We start from the raw sequence: 15752 nt of genomic DNA, 5'->3' as shown, positions 1-15752 counted from the left end.
TGCAGTTATAGCGCAAATACTGTTTTTATGTCCAGTGGTTAGCTTAAAAAATTATCGTTGTTGGCGGTGGCTTAGCTGCTGATAGGCACGGTTGATGCGGATCATGGTGTTGCTGTCGCCGCCATGATCTGGGTGGTGTTGCCGTGCCAGCCGGCGCATTCGCTGCTTAAGTTGCTGTCGATTTGGCAAGGTGGCAAAGCCCAGAGTGCGTAGACTGCGCTGCAGTGCGGCGGTGGTCAGCGGCGGCGCTGCAGTGGGGGCCGTTGAGCGGCGCGCCGATGTTGCGCCATTTGCTGCCGTTAAAGCGGGCTTGCGGCAAGGCGATTGGGTGTTAACGGGATGTTGGTTTTGCTGCAGCACCGAGGCGAGCGTTGCCCGGTGCTGTTTGGCTGCTTGAGCCAGCGCCTGTTGCAACTGCTGCTGTTGTCGCTCACTGCGGCACAGCCGCAGAGCCAGCTCGCGCCATTTTAGCTCGATGATGATCAGCGCCAGCAGCGCGGTAAGAATTGCGATGATCGCCAGCATTGCCTTTCCATGACAGTCGCTTGATGCACTGAGTATATGCAAGCTGCAGCAAAGTGAGGGGCGCAGAATGTGAACGATAAAAAAGGCGCCAGTACGGCGCCTTTGCAGTAATAAGGGGGAATTAGAGCTGCGGCAGGGTGCGTAGCAGTGCCAGCAAACAAGGTTGGGCCAGTGCGGTGGCGCGTTCTGGGCTCCAGCCATACAGTGGGCTTGGCAGATCGGCGTTGTCCTTAAACGGCATCTCTAAGGTCATCGACAAACAACCAAAATGCTGGCCAACAAAGTTGCTGCCGATATCAAGATTGGCTTGGCCGGGATCATCAATCGGGTAACCAAACTGGGTTTGGAACTCAGGGGTGGCCGCCACCAGCGCTTGCTTAAAGCCATCAAGTTGGGCTTGGCGTTGTGGGTTCCAATCGGGGATCCCTTCGCTGCCGGCAATAAAGTTGTATGGCAACCCTTCATCGCCATGCACATCTAAGAAGAAGTCGACACCGGTCTGCTCCATCTTCTGTCGAACCAGATACACCTCGGGGCTGCTGTCGAGACTGGCATTACGCCAAGCACGGTTTAAATCGGTGCCTGCGGCATTGTGGCGCAAGTGGCCACGGCGGCTGCCGTCTGGGTTCATGTTTGGCACGACGTAGAACACGCACTGTTCCAGCAGTGCTTGGCCAATGGCGTTGCCATCATCCAGCAAGGTCGCTAAGGCGCCTTCCATCCACCACTGTGCCATGGTTTCGCCAGGGTGCTGGCGGGCGATCAACCAACACACTTTTTTCTCTGGGCTGGGGCAGCCGATCTGCAGCAGATCCATGCTTTGGCCATCTAAGGTTTGGCCTAAGCCTAGGTAGGTGGCATCTGCGGCGGCTTGGCAGTTGGCGATCAGATCTCGGTGGCGCTCGGTGGTGTAGGGCGCGAAGTAGGCGAAGTAGATCAGATCTTCTTCAACGTGATGATTGATCACCAATTTGCCATCAATGTAATCGGTATCAACGCGGAACCAAGTTTCGCGATCGTAGCTGGCAACGGCACGGTAATCCTGCCAGCCACTTGGGTAGGCGGCGCTGCTGGCGTTGTCGAACGTGAGGTTACACAGCTGCGCGGCTGCGTTATGCAGACTGAAGTGAAACCATTGATGTTTTTGGGTGTTGTGATCGGCAACGATGTTAAGGCGGATATCGCTGGCATCGGTGCACGACAGCACTTCGATATTGCCGCTGTCCATGGCGTGATTGATGTACACGGGCAGTCCTTCGGTGGGAGTAAAGACTGCTAATAGTGGAGCGGCGTTAGATTAAAGGCAATGGTTGCCGTGCAGGGGCGAAAGCAGCGGCTGTGCTGGTTTTGCTACAGGCACAAAAAAGCCGAGCATTTGGCTCGGCTTTTTTGTGTGAACGCGTGTTGGCGTTTACTTCACTTCATTCTTGGACAGCTCTTTAAAGCTACGAATGTACAGTGCGGTCAATTCTTTCAACATTGGCTTCATAATGAGCTCCGTAAAGTATTGTCCTGCTCAGCAAACAGTTGGGCGAGCTGGACTGGGTTAATTTCGACGGGGTGAATATTAGCGATCTGCACCGACGCGAACAAACGAGAAAAACCACCTTGTCCAGAATAGATTTTCTAATGTGAAATTCGCCGTTGAATTGTTAAATGCTAGTGTTTGCGGGGGCTGTGGGCTGTATGTTTATTGATTGTTTGTTTTTTGTCACTACTTGTACTTGTGCTTGATGAGGAAGGTGAGGCAAGCATGAATTTGGCTCAATCGAAACTGTGATCTTGATCGGCTTTGGGGTTTTGGTGCAGCCGCAAGTGACACTAAATTGTGAGGTGTCTGGCAAGATTGTTTTGCTTTGGGGTGGGTATTTGTGATGGGGTTCGCAGATTTAATCCTGCGAACTCGGCAGGGATTGGGTGGCTGTATTAGCAATGTTATATATAGCCTCGAATTGATTTTGGATTGCAGCTTGGTTCCAAATGATTTCGAGAGTAGCCACACATTTTTTGTGGAATACGACTGGTATAAGAAGTGCGCTAAGTGACGCAATCGCTCCCACCCACCATCATGATTTTTTCTGTTGGTGTTTCCCCCCAAGAACTGGGTGAGGGCCATGGCCGATCTTTGAATCTTATAACCCGTTTAAAGGCTGCCCTTTCGAATTAGCCTAATTTAAGCGTTGCCTGTCTGGAATACCGCCCCAGATGGAGTTGAGGAGAACGCAACAATGATTATCGATGAAGTCGTCGATCTATCGAGGTTACAGTTCGCGTTGACCGCGATGTACCACTTCCTGTTTGTCCCACTGACCTTAGGGATGACTGTCCTGCTTGCCATTATGGAATCGCTGTATGTGATGACCGGCAAACAGGTTTATAAAGATATGTGTAAGTTCTGGGGTAAGTTGTTTGCTATCAACTTTGCCCTAGGGGTGACCACCGGTATCACCATGGAGTTCCAGTTCGGAACGAACTGGGCATACTACTCGCATTACGTTGGTGACATCTTTGGTGCGCCACTGGCGATCGAAGCTCTGATGGCGTTCTTCTTAGAATCCACGCTGATCGGCCTGATGTTCTTCGGTTGGGATCGCTTGTCTAAGCGTCAACACTTAGCGGTAACCTGGGGTGTGGCCTTTGGTTCCAACATGTCTGCGCTGTGGATCCTGATTGCCAACGGTTGGATGCAAAACCCAATCGGTAGCCACTTTAATTACGAAACCATGCGCATGGAAATGTCCTCGTTTGCTGAGTTGGTGTTCAACCCAGTGGCGCAGGTTAAATTTGTTCATACCGTGGCATCCGGTTACGTAACCGGTTCGATCTTCGTCTTGGCAATCAGCTCTTACTACCTGCTGAAAGGGCGTGATCTGGCGTTTGCCCGCCGTTCATTCTCGATTGCCGCTGCCTTTGGTATGGCGTCCATCGTATCGGTGATCATCCTTGGTGATGAATCCGGCTACGAAGTGGGCGATGTGCAGAAAGTAAAATTGGCCGCGATTGAAGCGGAGTTTGAAACTCACCCAGCCCCAGCGTCCTTTACCGCCATCGGTATTCCAGATAGCGAAAACATGACCGTCGATTACGCCGTGAAGATCCCTTACTTAATGGGCATCATCGCAACGCGTTCCTTGGACGAGCAAGTGATCGGCATTAAGGATCTGAAAGTAGAGCACGAAGGCCGCATTCGTAACGGCATGGTGGCGTACGACTTACTGAAAAAACTGCGTGCTGACGAGATTACTGCGCCAGAACGCGCCCAGTATGAACAGCTGAAATCCGATCTGGGTTACGGCCTGCTGTTGAAGCGCTACATCGACGACGTATCCCTAGCGGATGAAGCGATGATCGCCAAAGCGGTGGATGATTCCGTGCCTGCGGTTGGCCCGATGTTCTGGAACTTCCGCATCATGGTTGGCTTAGGCGTAATCATGCTGATCCTGATTGGTTTGGCCTTTATCCAAGCGTGTAAGCAAAAAGTGGACGAAAAGCCATGGCTGCTGAAAGCGTTGATCTTGGTCTTGCCAGCGCCGTGGATTGCCATCCTGTGTGGTTGGTTTGTGGCCGAGTATGGCCGCCAGCCGTGGACCATCGCCGAAGTGCTGCCAACCTACATGTCAGCCTCTAGCTTGAGCGAAGGCGATCTGATCTTCTCGATCGTGGCCATCTGTGGCTTCTACACCGTGGCCTTGGTGATCGAGATGTTCTTGATGTTCCGCTTTGCTCGCTTGGGTCCAAGCAGCTTGAAGACCGGTCGTTACCACTTCGAATCGGGTACCACTGCCAACACCTTTGATGCGGCACTGACTTCCTCGACCAAGGAGACGCCAAACCATGTTTGATTACGAAACTCTGCGCCTGATCTGGTGGGGTCTGATTGTCGTACTGATGATTGGCTTCGCCGTGACCGATGGCTTTGATATGGGCGTGGGTGCGCTGCTGCCATTCATTGGCAAAACCGACAACGAACGCCGAGTAATGATTAACTCTATCGCCCCACACTGGGACGGTAACCAAGTGTGGTTGATCACCGCCGGTGGTGCCTTGTTCGCTGCTTGGCCAATGGTGTTTGGTGCGGCCTTCTCTGGCTTCTACATCGCCATGGTGATCACCCTGTTTGCGTTGTTCTTCCGTCCTATCGGTTTCGATTACCGCTCTAAGATTGAAGATCCGCGCTGGCGCAACGCGTGGGACTGGGGGTTGTTTATTGGCGGCTTCGTACCACCAATTATGTTCGGTGTGGCCTTCGGTAACCTGTTCTTAGGCGTGCCGTTCTACTACGACGAGTGGATGCGTAACTACTACGATGGCGGCTTCTTTGGTCTGCTGAACCCATACGGCCTGTTGGCTGGGGTGCTGTGTTTTGCCATGCTCACCATGCACGGCGGCGTATGGCTGCAGATGAAGACCGAAGGTGCCCTGCGTGAGCGTGCGAAAGCCGTCAGCATGGTGTTGGCACTGGTTGCGACCGTATTGTTTGTGATTGGCGGCTTCTGGCTGGCCACTGGCATCGATGGTTACGTGATCACCTCAACGATTGACACCATGGCGCCTTCAAGCCCATTGGGTAAAACCGTTGAGCTGCATAGCGGTGCTTGGTTTAACAACTACTACGCTTACCCTGCGTTGTTTGTTGCCCCAGCCCTTGCCGCAGGCATGCCGTTGTTGGTGGTGGTGTTAACCAAGTTGAACCGCTGTGGTTTCGCCTTCTTATGCTCTTCGTTGGCAATTGTTGGCATGGTATCAACCGCGGTAATTTCGCTGTTCCCATTCATCATGCCTTCGTCTAAGAACCCAGCGCAGTCGCTGACCATGTGGGATGCCACCAGCTCAGAGATGACGCTGAACGTAATGACCGTAGCGGCAGCAATCTTTGTACCGCTGATCCTAGGGTACACCGCGTGGTGTTACTACAAGATGTACGGCCGCATCAGCGAGCAGCACATCGAGCAGAATTCAACGTCGTTGTACTAAGCCTAGGGAAGGAGAGTAACTCATGTGGTATTTCGTTTGGTTCCTAGGGGTTCTATTGGCAGCCGCCTTTGGCATCATTAATGCCTTATGGTTGGAAGCCCAAGAAACTTTGGACAAAGAACAAGACTAAGCCTTAGGGTTTAATCACCGAAGAAAACGCACAACGAAAGTTGTGCGTTTTTTGTTGCATTGTTAAACCGACTTGAGGTTTACAAGCCCCTATTTTTACTGCTAGTAATATCGCTAAGCACTTTGTGAATTATCACAAGGCACAATCAAAATGATGACGCTGCTTTGGTGTTTGCGCCGACATTTACGCTGGCCCTCCTTCCTCGTTAATGGCGATTCTGCGCCGCACCAAGATCAGTCCGAGAAGCCTAAGGCTTCTCTTTTTTTTGGCTGTTTCAGCGCTGACCAACCGCCAATAAAAACGCCCCAGTTGAAGCGATTGAACCGGCGCGTTGCTGGTTGCGGGTAACGAAAGGGCGCTTACGCCGCCACGGCTAAGTTGGGGGAGCGCCCTAACGGTGAGCGCCAGTCCCGAGTCAGGCGGTAAGCCGCTGGCACAAACAGGAACGACAACATGGTGGTTAACAAGGTGCCACCGGCAATGGCGATGGCAAACGGTGGCCAGAAGCCGCCCCCAGCCATAATCAGCGGAATAAAGCCGCCAATGGTGGTGATGGTGGTGGAGCTGATGTGGCGGCCACAACGGCCCACCGCCGCAATGGTGGCGTTTACGTCACCGCGTTGAGCGTCGGGGCTGTCCTCTAATTCGGCAAGGATCACAATCGCTGCGTTGATTGCCAATCCCATTAACCCCATTAGGCCAATCATCACATTAAAGCCAAAGGGAAAGTTGCCAAGGTAGACCGACAACAAGCCGAGGCCAATGGACTGTAAGGCACTGGCTAAGATCACCAGGGTGAGTCGGAATGAGTTAAACGACAACGCCACGATGGTCACCAACAGCACCATGATCAGCACCACGCTGGACATCAACTGACCCACGGCGCGATCCCGCTCCGCACTTTCGCCGCCCACTTCCAATCGCACCCCAGCGGGTAACTGATAGCCTTGCTCAGCGATTTGCGTTTGCACCGCGGCTAAGACGGTTGATGGCAGCACACCCGCTTGGATGTAGGCCATTACGGTATTAACCCGCTCGCCATTGCGCCGAGGGATCTCGCTGCGGCTGGTTTCGACCGAAGTGGTGCCCAGCGCCGACACCGTTAGCCACTGCCCCGATGGGGTTGTGAGCGGCAGGTTGGCCAGATCGCTGCTATCGCGCCGTGCCTCGGCCACCAGCCGAACGCGCACCGGCACCGATTCTGGCCCCTCTAAAATGGTGCCGCCAACGCTGCCATCTAAGTTCCCGCGCAGCTGAGTGGTGACTTGATTCAAATCCAGCCCAGCGGCGCGCACCGCTTGTTCATCTAAGGTCAGCTTGACCCGCGGCAAACCGCTTTGTAACGAGGTGCGCGTGTGGGTGACTTCCGCTTGCTGTAACAGCATCAGGCGCAGGGCTTCACCGGCTTGATCCAAGGCGGCAAAATCATCGCCCACTAAGCGCAGCTCAACCGGCGCATTAAACGGAGGCCCTTGCTCGAGCTTCCGCACAATAAATTGCGCCTGTGGGTAGCGGCTATCCAGTTGCTGCTGCAGGTAAGGGATCAGTTCGTTGGCGCGCTGGTAGTTGACGGTGGTGATCATGCCGTGGGCAAAGTTATCAACGCCACGCTGAGCCGAGCGCAAGTTGTAGTAGAACGACGGCATATTGCGGCCAACATCCCAACTGGTTTGAATGATGCCCTCTTGGCTGCGAAGCCACCTATCCATCTTCAGCGTGAGTGCTTCGGTTGCATGGTGGCTGGCCGAAGGCGGCATCCACAGCTCGATTTGGAACATGTCGCGATCCGACGGAGGAAAGAACTGTTCCTGCAGCTGCGTGGCAGCCCAAAAGCCGGTTAAGGGCAAACACATCACTAAAGCGATGGTGGTTTTCGGGCGGTTCATGGCAAACAGCAACCCGCCTTTGGCGCGATCGATCAGCCCCGGCAGTTGAATGCCGTTATGCCACCAGCGCGAGCCGCTTTCGGCACTGACAAAGCGGCCAGCTAAGCCTGCAATCAGGGTGTGTGACACCCCATAAGAGGCGAGCAGGGCAAAGCTAACGGCCAGCGCAATGCCACCGACAAATTCACCCGCCGGCCCAGGCATTAAGAAGATTGGCGCAAACGCCAATACGGTGGTTAAAGTGGAAGCCAACAACGGCAGCCACAGGTGAGCAAGGGTTTGCCCCACCGCCTGTACTGGGCTTAGCCCCAGGCGTTTGCGCTGGGCGATGGCATCCACAATCACGATGGCGTTATCCACCATGATCCCCAGTGCCACCACTAACCCAACCACCGACATCTGGTGGATCGGCAAGCCGTAAAACTGCATCGCCGTTAGGGTGATCAACACCGTTAACGGCAAGGCCGCCGCCACCAACAACGCCGAGCGCAGCCCCAGTGTGACCAGCAACACCAGCACAATCAGCACAAAACCTTGAGCCAAGTTTAAGGCGAGATCTTGCAGTCGCAGCTCGGTGTATTGGCGCTGATTGAACAGCGTTTCAATGGCGATGTTGGCGGGCAGTTGCTGTTGCAGTAAGGCCAGTTGTTGATCCACCAGTGGATCCCACTGATCAACCCGCACCTGCGGCAGCATGCGTGCCGCCACCAGAACGGCGGGCTCGCCATTCACAAAGGCGCTGTCTTCCGAGGGCTTAAACAGATCGCGGCGCACCTGCGCGACATCCCCAATGCGTACCCCTTGCTGGTTTTCCCCTAAGCGCAGTGGCAACTGGCGAATGCGCTCGAGTGAATCCAGCTCACCGGCCAGCTCAACTTGCGCGCGCACCGAATCGTTACTTAAGCGGCCGCTTGAGCCTTTGCTGTCAGAGGATTGGATGATCTGCGCCACTTGGGCGGTGGTCAGCCCTAATGCTTGCATTTGGGCATCGCCGATCTCCACCGAGATCTGCTCTTGCTGGCGACCGTGCACCTTAATGTAATCGGTGCCGCTGATCCGTCGCAGTCGATTGGCTAAGGCTTCGCTGTAACGGCCTAAAGCCATCATGTCGGCTTGGCCGGGGCCATTCCAACGCAGGCTAAAGATGCGAGTAAAGGCCGAGGATACTTGGGTATCCAGCTGCGGCTCGGCGCTGCCACGGGGTAAGCTGGCGCTTTGTTCGGCGATGATGGCGCGGGCTTTGCTCCAGACCTGTTCGTGATCAACGATGCCGTTACGCAACTCAATGGTGATGCGGGAAAACCCCGGCCGAGATGACGATTCCAGCTTCAGCACTTCATCAAGGGTACGCAGGCTCGATTCCAGCGGTTCGGTGATCTGGGTTTCAACCCGCTCGGCGGTGGCGCCGGGATAGGGGGTGATCACCGCGGCAAAGCGTTCACTAAAGGCGGGATCTTCCGTTTGTGCTAATTGCTTAAAAGAGCTGAAGCCCGCCACCATGATCAAGGCGATGGCCATGATCATCAGTCTAGGGTTGCGAACCAGCGCGTTGATCATTGCTTGGCCTCAATCAGGCTAACCGCCTGGCCTTGCACCAAGGCTTGCAAACCGGCACTGACAAAGGGTTCGTTGCCATTGATGGCGCCGCTGATCACCGCGATGTCTTGGTCGCTGTGCAAGATGGTGACATCACGCCGTTGCAGCAACCACTGCGGCTGTTGTTGATCGTGGCTTTGGGTCGGCACCATTAAATTCCAGCGGCCACGTAAGCCACTGACCAAGGCAGACAGCGGCACCTGAGCATTGCTGGCCTGCACGGTTTCGGTTAATGACAAATAGATCAGATCGCCATCAAACCACGATCTGTTTTCTGGTAAGGCAAAACGCAGATCCACGGTGCGAGTGACCGGATCAACGCTGGCACTTTGCCCCAGCAGTTGCGCGCTCAGTTGGTTATCGCCATGGCGCAATTGGTATTCGAATTGATTGCCCAGTTTATTCAGCAGCGCCACGGGCACACCCACCCGCGCTTCCGCGCCGCGCTCTGGCACCAAAGTAAGCACCGACTGACCCACGTTGACCACTTGCCCCGGTGCTAACTCGCGCTGAGATACTGTGCCGCTAAAGGGCGCTTTCAACTGGCTTTTGTTGAGCCTAAGCTGGTTGGCGGCCAATTGCGATTGGGCTTGTTGCAACTGAGCGCTCAGGATTTGTTGTTGGCTGTTCAATTCATCCAACTGCTGCTGCGACTGATAGCCCTGTTGTTGCAGCGTTAGCTGGCGGTTTAGGGTGGACTGATTCAACTGCCGCTGCGCGTTGAGCTGACGAATGTTGGCCTGTAACTGCTGTGCTTCGGTGTTCAGTAGGGCGGTATCGAGCTGAGCCAAAACGTCGCCGGTGCGCACCTTGTCGCCCACCTGGGCGGGAGCATGGGCGATCACCCCGGCTAATTCAAAGCCAATGGCGCTGGTGCGTTGATTGCGGATCTGCCCCACCAGTTGATGCTGTATTTGGTAGTGGTCACTGAAATTGAGACGCTCAGTCTGTACCGGCTTTGGTTCAACCGGGAGCACGGCTTGGGGGGCTGGGCCACAGCCGCTGAGCAGCAAGGCCAAGGCGGTGACTGCGAGCGTATTGAGTCGCGTATCCATTGGGTGGTAGTCTCGTTTATAACTGTACTGGACAGTCTAGTTTGAACCATATTGGACTGTCCAGTTTGATTGTGATGCTAAAGTTATTTTAAGTTGCGTTTATGACCGCCAATATGACCACCAAAAGATCGCCGCGCAGTGAGCGCAAACGAACCCAGATCCTCGACGCCGCTGGAGATCTGTTTATTTCTAATGGTTATTTTGAAACCAGCATGGATGACATCGCTGGCCAAGCGGGGGTGTCTAAGCAAACCGTTTACGCCCATTTCGGCAGCAAAGACGATCTGTTCACTTATTGCGTTGAGCATAAGTGTGCCGAGGTTGAGCTGGCGCCGATGAACTTTGCCGCCGATCTGAAACCGCAGCAGCAATTGCTGCAGTTTTGCCTTGGGGTGGGGGACGTGATGCAGTCGGCGGAAGCGCTGTATGTGATGCGTCTTTGCGTGAGCCAAGCGGAAACGCACCCGCAGTTGTCGCACAGTTTTTACGCCGCGGGCCCCGGTCGGTTGTTGCAGCAATTGGCCGATGGCTTAACGCAATTGGCGCAGCAGAGCGATTGGGCGATCCCAGATCCCTTCGCCGCCGCTGAGCAGTTGATGGTGCTAACCAAAGGCATGGTGGGCTTGCGCCGAGACTTAGGGATCGGCGACGAAGATGAGCCCCAACGGCAGCAACGGATTGAACAAGCGGTTAACCTATTTTGTCGTGCATATCAGCGCCAAGGCTCGTAAAATTCTCTTTTATATAAAGTCAGTTAGGAAGATTGGAAATGAAGCAGATCCGATGGATAGCACCAATGCTGTTGGCGTTCAGTGCCGGTGCACTGGCTCAACCCGAATCGATGAGTCCGTGGCAATTTGAAGCCTATGCGGTGTCCGGTGGCGACGGCGACGTTGAGCGTGGTGGCGAAGTCAGCGAGCAGCAGTTTGGTGCCAGCGTAGGCTACCGCTATAACCTTGGCCGTGGCCGCATGGCTGGGGTCAATGTGGCGGTGGATAAGCGCCAGTGGGATTTTGCTGATCTGCGTCTTGGTAATGGGGCCCTTGCCAGCTTAGACAGCCGCAACAGCTATCAAGTGTCGGCGTTTGCGATGCAGCCGCTGTCTCGGGATTGGATGTTGCTGGTTAGCCCGTCGGTTGAGTGGGCGTATGCCGATGGCGCCAGCGCCAGCGATGGCATGAACTACAGCGTTGTGGCGATGGCGAACTACGGCGGCATTGAGCACCTAAAGTTGGGCGTTGGCTTGGCGTACATCAATGGCGTGGTGGAAGTAAAAACCATGCCGTTTATTAGCTTTGATTGGCAGATCAACGATCGATGGCGTCTGTCTAACCCCTTCGAAGCGGGCTTTAATGGCCGAGCTGGGGTTGAGCTGTCGTACCAATACAGCGACAACATCAACTTAGGTTTTGGTGGCGGCTTCCGGACCGACCAATTCGCTTATCAAGATGGCGCCATTGAAGAAGAGCTGCCATTAAGCTTTGCTCGTGCCAGCTATCAGCTGCAATCAGGGCAAACGGTGTCGCTGATTGCCGGCTTGCGTAATGCCGGTGACATCACCGTTCATAACGCAGGCTCGGAAGTGGATTACGAAGTAGATAGCCGTTGGTTGATGGGCTTGATGGTTAACTTTTAGATTCATCATGGCAACAAAAAAACGGAGCCAATCGGCTCCGTTTTTTTATGATTTTGGGCTTAGTTACCCAGCATCTTTCGCTTCAGTTTGTCATCGGCGGGTTCATCCCCTAACCAGATGGCGAACAGAGTTTGGCGGAAATCATCGCCTTGCACCACGGTAAGCAGCTGGCCATTTTTATAGGCTTCTACGCCTTCGCCAGGCAGAGACACCAAGGTGAACTGATCGCCCACTTCGATGGCTTGATCAAACACCGCCACAAAATTATTGATGCGTTGGCGCAGCGGCGCCATGTTGCCGTTACTGGCTTGCTCGAAGCCCGCTTCGATGGTGTCGATCATCCGCTCGGAGGTGATCATGCTCGAGAGAATATTCAGTCGTACCGCGCTGATGCTGTCGCCGCTGATCACCGCTTGGGCAGACAAGCCCGCTTGCTGGGCATAGAGAGAGCCCACGTACAGTTTCATAAAGAACTTAGAGCGGATCCCCGCACCGTAATAGTTCAGGCTTTGGCCTTGCACGTCGATGGTTGGTTGCAGTTCAACGTCGGCAACGGTAGCCGCTTGGGCACCGCTAAGCAGGGCTACGGTGAGCGACAGGGCAGAGAGTAATTTTTTCATCAGCGATACTTCGAGCTGTTAATGGGGAATTGGGCGCCATAGTTATCACGCCGTTGGAATTCATCGCAACGTAAAACTGGCTAGACCAGTAACGCTAGCTGTTTTTATCATCAAACAGGTGGCCTTTATGGGCAAAGACCAAGCGACTGCTGCGGCTTTTTAGCAGATACCACAGTGCCCACAGCGACAATAACAGCACTGCGGCGGGGCCAGCCACAAACCGACCATTATGCAAAAACAGCTGTTGCAGCTGTAAGGCCAGATCCAGCAATAGGGTCACGATGATGGCGCTAAAGCCCCAACGCCAGATCTTACCAACCCAGGCAAAACGATGCCTTAACCCCTGCAGCCACAATAGGCATAAGGCGGGGGTACCAATGGCAAGGCCACAATAGAAGCTGAGTTTATTGGGGTAGAACAGCGCCAAGAGATCAGCACCGGCTTCACGACTGGCAGCGGCACCAACAAACAGCAGCCAAGTACGCCCTAAGAAGATCAGGCACAGATAAAGCCACGGGCTAGGGCGAAACCAGCCTTGATCGGTCATGCGGTGCAGCGGAATTGACTGCATCAGTGGCTTTGGTATTCGTTAATCACAAAATTAACCCAAGACACCCCAAGGCGACTGACTTTGGCTTGCACCATAAGGCCATCGTATTTCGGGCTGAACCACAAGGTGGCGATGCGGCTTTCGTTGGGGTGATCTTGCTGGTATTTGTGGGTGAGCAGCGGCCCTAACTTCGTGTCGATCACTTCACTGCCTTGGTATTCAAACCAGTAATCACGGGTTTCTTCGCCCCAGGTGTAACTGAGCTGCTGCGATTGTTGGCTGTGGCCCAGCTGGTACATCATGATGGTGGGCTCGAGCGTTGCCGCAGGAAATAATTCGGTGGTTAACGGTTCGCCGTTGAGCGTAACCGCATAATGGCCATCTTGCTGCTGCCCTTGCAGTAAGCGCTGGCTAAACCAGCCGGAAAACTGGCTTTGGTATTCATCGCCTTGTAATGGCGCCAGTTGGAAGCGGCTGTAGTGATCCAGCGACTGGCTGAGCACGCAGGCTTTGCCCTTGGCGCGGTACTCGTAGCGGCCATCGTCGAGCTGGCGCAAACTCAAGCTGCCTTTGCCGCAGGGCAGGCCAGCACTGTAGGCGCGGTAAGAGGCCGTAAATTCCGTTGGCGCGGCGTTAGCTACGCCAGCCAGCAGCGAGAAAGCGATAAATAGCAGGGATTTCATTAACAGCTTGAGTTCAGAAAAGGGCGCCATAGAGTAAAGGCTCATGGCGCAATTGCAACTACTCTTGGCGCGGGTTGTGGGCCAAAAACTGAAGGGATTGGGCAAGGGCATCGTCCACTTGCTGATCCATGGCTTGCCGTTGTTCACCGGCCAAGTAGTTGGCCATATCAACGTGAAACCGAATGTAACGGGCGGGCAGCTTGTTTAAGGCTAAGCAGACTAAATCCAGCAGCTCATCTTCGTTCATTGTTTTATGAATGCCACGATCTACGATGGCTTGCTTTACCAAGTATTCGTAGTAATTACGGATATCCCATTCCATCTTGCGCTTCCTATTGCTGGTTGCCCCATACCTGCTCAGCGGCAATAAACAGTTGCCGGTGGCGGGGAATAAGCTCTTGCTGCTCAACAGCATACCCACCTCCAATAACAGCCGCTAGTGGCAGTTGTCGTTGTTTGCATTGGGCGATCACCAACTTGTCTCGTTGCAATAACCCCTGATCGGTCACCTTGAGGTAGCCCAATCGATCGTGTTGGTGAATGTCTACGCCCGCATCGTAGATAACCAGATCCGGTTGATATAAGTCCAGTGCCCAAGGCAACACTTCGGTCAATGTGGCCAGATAGCCACGGTCATCCAGATCGTTGTCCAGCGGAATGTCGATGTCGGACTGCGCTTTCCGGCTCGGGAAGTTCCGTTGGCAATGCAGCGACACGCTGATGATGTCGGGGTTATCACGGGTTAAGGTGGCGGTGCCATCGCCCTGATGCACATCGCAATCAAAGATCAACACCCGCTGCGCCAACTGCTGATCCAGCGCCAACTGTGCGGCAATCACCAAATCGTTAAAGACGCAGTAGCCAGAGCCAAAGTGATGGTGGGCATGATGATAGCCCCCAGACAGGTGCAAGCTGATCCCGTACTGATGGGCTTGCTGCACCGTTTGCCAAGTGCCGCCACAGGAGATCAAACAGCGCTGCGCCAGTGCGTGGCTCCAGGGAAAGCCAATGCGGCGCTCGGCTGCTTTGGCTAACTGGCCGGTTAATACCGCCTCGACATAATCGCTGTGGTGCACCCGTTTGATGTCAGCGGCGGTCAGTGGGGCAGGGGTAGTGCAGTGGTGGGCGCTGATTAAGCCCCGCTGCAGCAGATCTTGATGCAGCAGTTGATACTTTTGAATTGGGTAGCGGTGCGTTGCCGGTAACGGCAGCTGCGAATAGATAGGGTGGAAGACAGTTGGGATCATCACGTCGGCATTAAAAAGCCGAGCACTGGGCTCGGCTTAGGGGGGGATTACAGGTTTTGGATGGCCCAGCTCATAAAGGTTTTACGAGTCTGTTGGTCGGCTTTGATAAACCAGTAGTGCAGCATGTTTTGCGTTTGGTTATCGCTGTTGCTCTGCTGCGGCGCATCTTGGCTCACCAAGTGCTGCACTGCCCAACCGGTAAAGGCGTTGCGAGTGGCACTGTCGGCCTCTTGCCACCAGTACTGCAGCATGCTGTGTGGTTGGTTGGCAACCGTTGGTGCAGGGGCAACCACAACAGGGGCGGTGGCTTGAGCCATCTGTGCTGCCGGTGCCTGTGTGGCCGCTGCTGCAGCGCCACCGGTGGCGGCAACAGAGCTGGCTTCGGCGTTCGGGTATTGGCCCATCAGCTGATTGAAGATCCCGCGCTCGTGGCTGTCAGACATCTCCAGTGTAAATTCGACCGCAGCGCCTTGGCTGGTGGTTACGTGCAGTTGTGGCTGCTTGGCAAACGCTTCGGCTTGCTCTTGATCAGCAATCTCTATCGCCGTTTTTAGGCGGTAGTCGATGTCGTCGCTGGCGTGAAAGCTGATCACAAACGGGGCCGACTTTACTTTTACGTGGCCATCGCCGATCTCTTCGCGGATCAGATCTTTGTACTGCAGAGCAATCTTATTGTTGCCGTCGATCAACGCTTCTTCATCGTTGTGGCTAAACAAAGAGGAGCTGACGCTTTTGCCGTTAATAGCGATGAATTCAAATTCTTGCGGGATGGTTAAGGTGCCAGCCAAGGTGATCGGTGAGATCACCAGCATGGCGGTAGCAAGTGCCTTTTTCATTGGGGCTCCAAATA

The 15752-nt window shown here is 54.5% G+C and carries 15 protein-coding genes; 5 read left to right on the top strand and 10 right to left on the bottom strand.

Annotation, left to right across the window (positions count from 1 at the left end; translation table 11 throughout):
- Positions 1–51 precede the first annotated feature (51 nt).
- A complete protein-coding gene (locus tag Q0796_RS01120) occupies positions 52–525 on the bottom strand; it encodes a J domain-containing protein (protein ID WP_298439377.1) in 474 nt (157 codons plus the stop codon).
- Between the two features lie 121 nt (positions 526–646).
- Entirely contained in the window at positions 647–1753 is a 1107-nt protein-coding gene (locus Q0796_RS01115; protein WP_298439439.1) for a M14-type cytosolic carboxypeptidase, read from the bottom strand.
- 1000 nt (positions 1754–2753) lie between these two features.
- On the opposite strand from Q0796_RS01115, the gene Q0796_RS01110 reads away from it, so the two are divergent.
- From Q0796_RS01110 to cydX, 3 genes are read left to right on the top strand one after another with little or no spacing between them, the layout of a single operon-like run.
- On the top strand, positions 2754–4367 hold the full coding sequence (locus Q0796_RS01110; protein ID WP_298439375.1) for a cytochrome ubiquinol oxidase subunit I: 1614 nt from the start codon (positions 2754–2756) through the stop codon (positions 4365–4367).
- Positions 4360–5499, top strand: coding sequence for a cytochrome d ubiquinol oxidase subunit II (cydB, locus tag Q0796_RS01105; protein WP_298439373.1), 1140 nt, complete (start codon positions 4360–4362; stop codon positions 5497–5499). The genes Q0796_RS01110 and cydB overlap by 8 nt, the downstream gene beginning before the upstream one ends.
- Before the next feature lie 22 nt (positions 5500–5521).
- Complete coding sequence (cydX, locus tag Q0796_RS01100; RefSeq protein WP_298439371.1) at positions 5522–5629, top strand: cytochrome bd-I oxidase subunit CydX; 108 nt, start codon at positions 5522–5524, stop codon at positions 5627–5629.
- Between the two features lie 359 nt (positions 5630–5988).
- Here cydX and Q0796_RS01095 read toward each other — a convergent pair whose 3' ends face one another.
- Positions 5989–9072 carry an efflux RND transporter permease subunit gene (locus Q0796_RS01095; RefSeq protein ID WP_298439369.1) on the bottom strand — a complete coding sequence of 1028 codons (3084 nt, stop codon included), beginning with the start codon at positions 9070–9072 and terminating at the stop codon, positions 5989–5991.
- Positions 9069–10166: an efflux RND transporter periplasmic adaptor subunit gene (locus Q0796_RS01090; RefSeq protein ID WP_298439367.1), complete on the bottom strand. Its 1098-nt coding sequence runs from the start codon at positions 10164–10166 to the stop codon at positions 9069–9071. The genes Q0796_RS01095 and Q0796_RS01090 overlap by 4 nt, the downstream gene beginning before the upstream one ends.
- Positions 10167–10279: 113 nt before the next feature.
- Between Q0796_RS01090 and Q0796_RS01085 the strand changes: the two genes are divergently transcribed.
- Both Q0796_RS01085 and Q0796_RS01080 read left to right on the top strand, forming a co-directional pair.
- Positions 10280–10897: a TetR/AcrR family transcriptional regulator gene (locus tag Q0796_RS01085; protein WP_298439364.1), complete on the top strand. Its 618-nt coding sequence runs from the start codon at positions 10280–10282 to the stop codon at positions 10895–10897.
- Between the two features lie 38 nt (positions 10898–10935).
- Positions 10936–11802: a DUF6268 family outer membrane beta-barrel protein gene (locus Q0796_RS01080; RefSeq protein WP_298439362.1), complete on the top strand. Its 867-nt coding sequence runs from the start codon at positions 10936–10938 to the stop codon at positions 11800–11802.
- 59 nt (positions 11803–11861) lie between these two features.
- Here the strand turns inward: Q0796_RS01080 and Q0796_RS01075 are convergent, their stop codons facing one another.
- The 6 genes from Q0796_RS01075 to Q0796_RS01050 all read right to left on the bottom strand — a co-directional run bounded on the left by Q0796_RS01075 (position 11862) and on the right by Q0796_RS01050 (position 15738).
- Positions 11862–12422 carry a chalcone isomerase family protein gene (locus Q0796_RS01075; protein WP_298439360.1) on the bottom strand — a complete coding sequence of 187 codons (561 nt, stop codon included), beginning with the start codon at positions 12420–12422 and terminating at the stop codon, positions 11862–11864.
- Between the two features lie 94 nt (positions 12423–12516).
- Positions 12517–12993, bottom strand: a complete 477-nt coding sequence (locus Q0796_RS01070) for a DUF2919 domain-containing protein (RefSeq protein WP_298439358.1) — start codon at positions 12991–12993, stop codon at positions 12517–12519.
- On the bottom strand, positions 12993–13700 hold the full coding sequence (locus Q0796_RS01065; RefSeq protein ID WP_298439356.1) for a DUF3108 domain-containing protein: 708 nt from the start codon (positions 13698–13700) through the stop codon (positions 12993–12995). Before Q0796_RS01065 ends, Q0796_RS01070 begins: the two co-directional genes overlap by 1 nt.
- Positions 13701–13713: 13 nt before the next feature.
- A complete protein-coding gene (locus Q0796_RS01060; RefSeq protein WP_298439354.1) occupies positions 13714–13977 on the bottom strand; it encodes a late competence development ComFB family protein in 264 nt (87 codons plus the stop codon).
- A 10-nt stretch (positions 13978–13987) separates the two neighbouring features.
- The gene (locus Q0796_RS01055; protein ID WP_298439353.1) at positions 13988–14902 is read right to left on the bottom strand and encodes a histone deacetylase; all 915 of its coding nucleotides are present in this window, start codon (positions 14900–14902) and stop codon (positions 13988–13990) included.
- A gap of 47 nt (positions 14903–14949) precedes the next feature.
- Positions 14950–15738, bottom strand: a complete 789-nt coding sequence (locus Q0796_RS01050; RefSeq protein ID WP_298439352.1) for a DUF2057 domain-containing protein — start codon at positions 15736–15738, stop codon at positions 14950–14952.
- Between the last annotated feature and the right edge of the window lie 14 nt (positions 15739–15752).

Source organism: uncultured Ferrimonas sp., assembly GCF_947489035.1.
Taxonomy (GTDB): Bacteria; Pseudomonadota; Gammaproteobacteria; order Enterobacterales; family Shewanellaceae; genus Ferrimonas.
The sequence above is the reverse complement of the archived record's forward strand: the minus strand, read 5'-3'. Positions and strand labels throughout refer to the sequence as shown.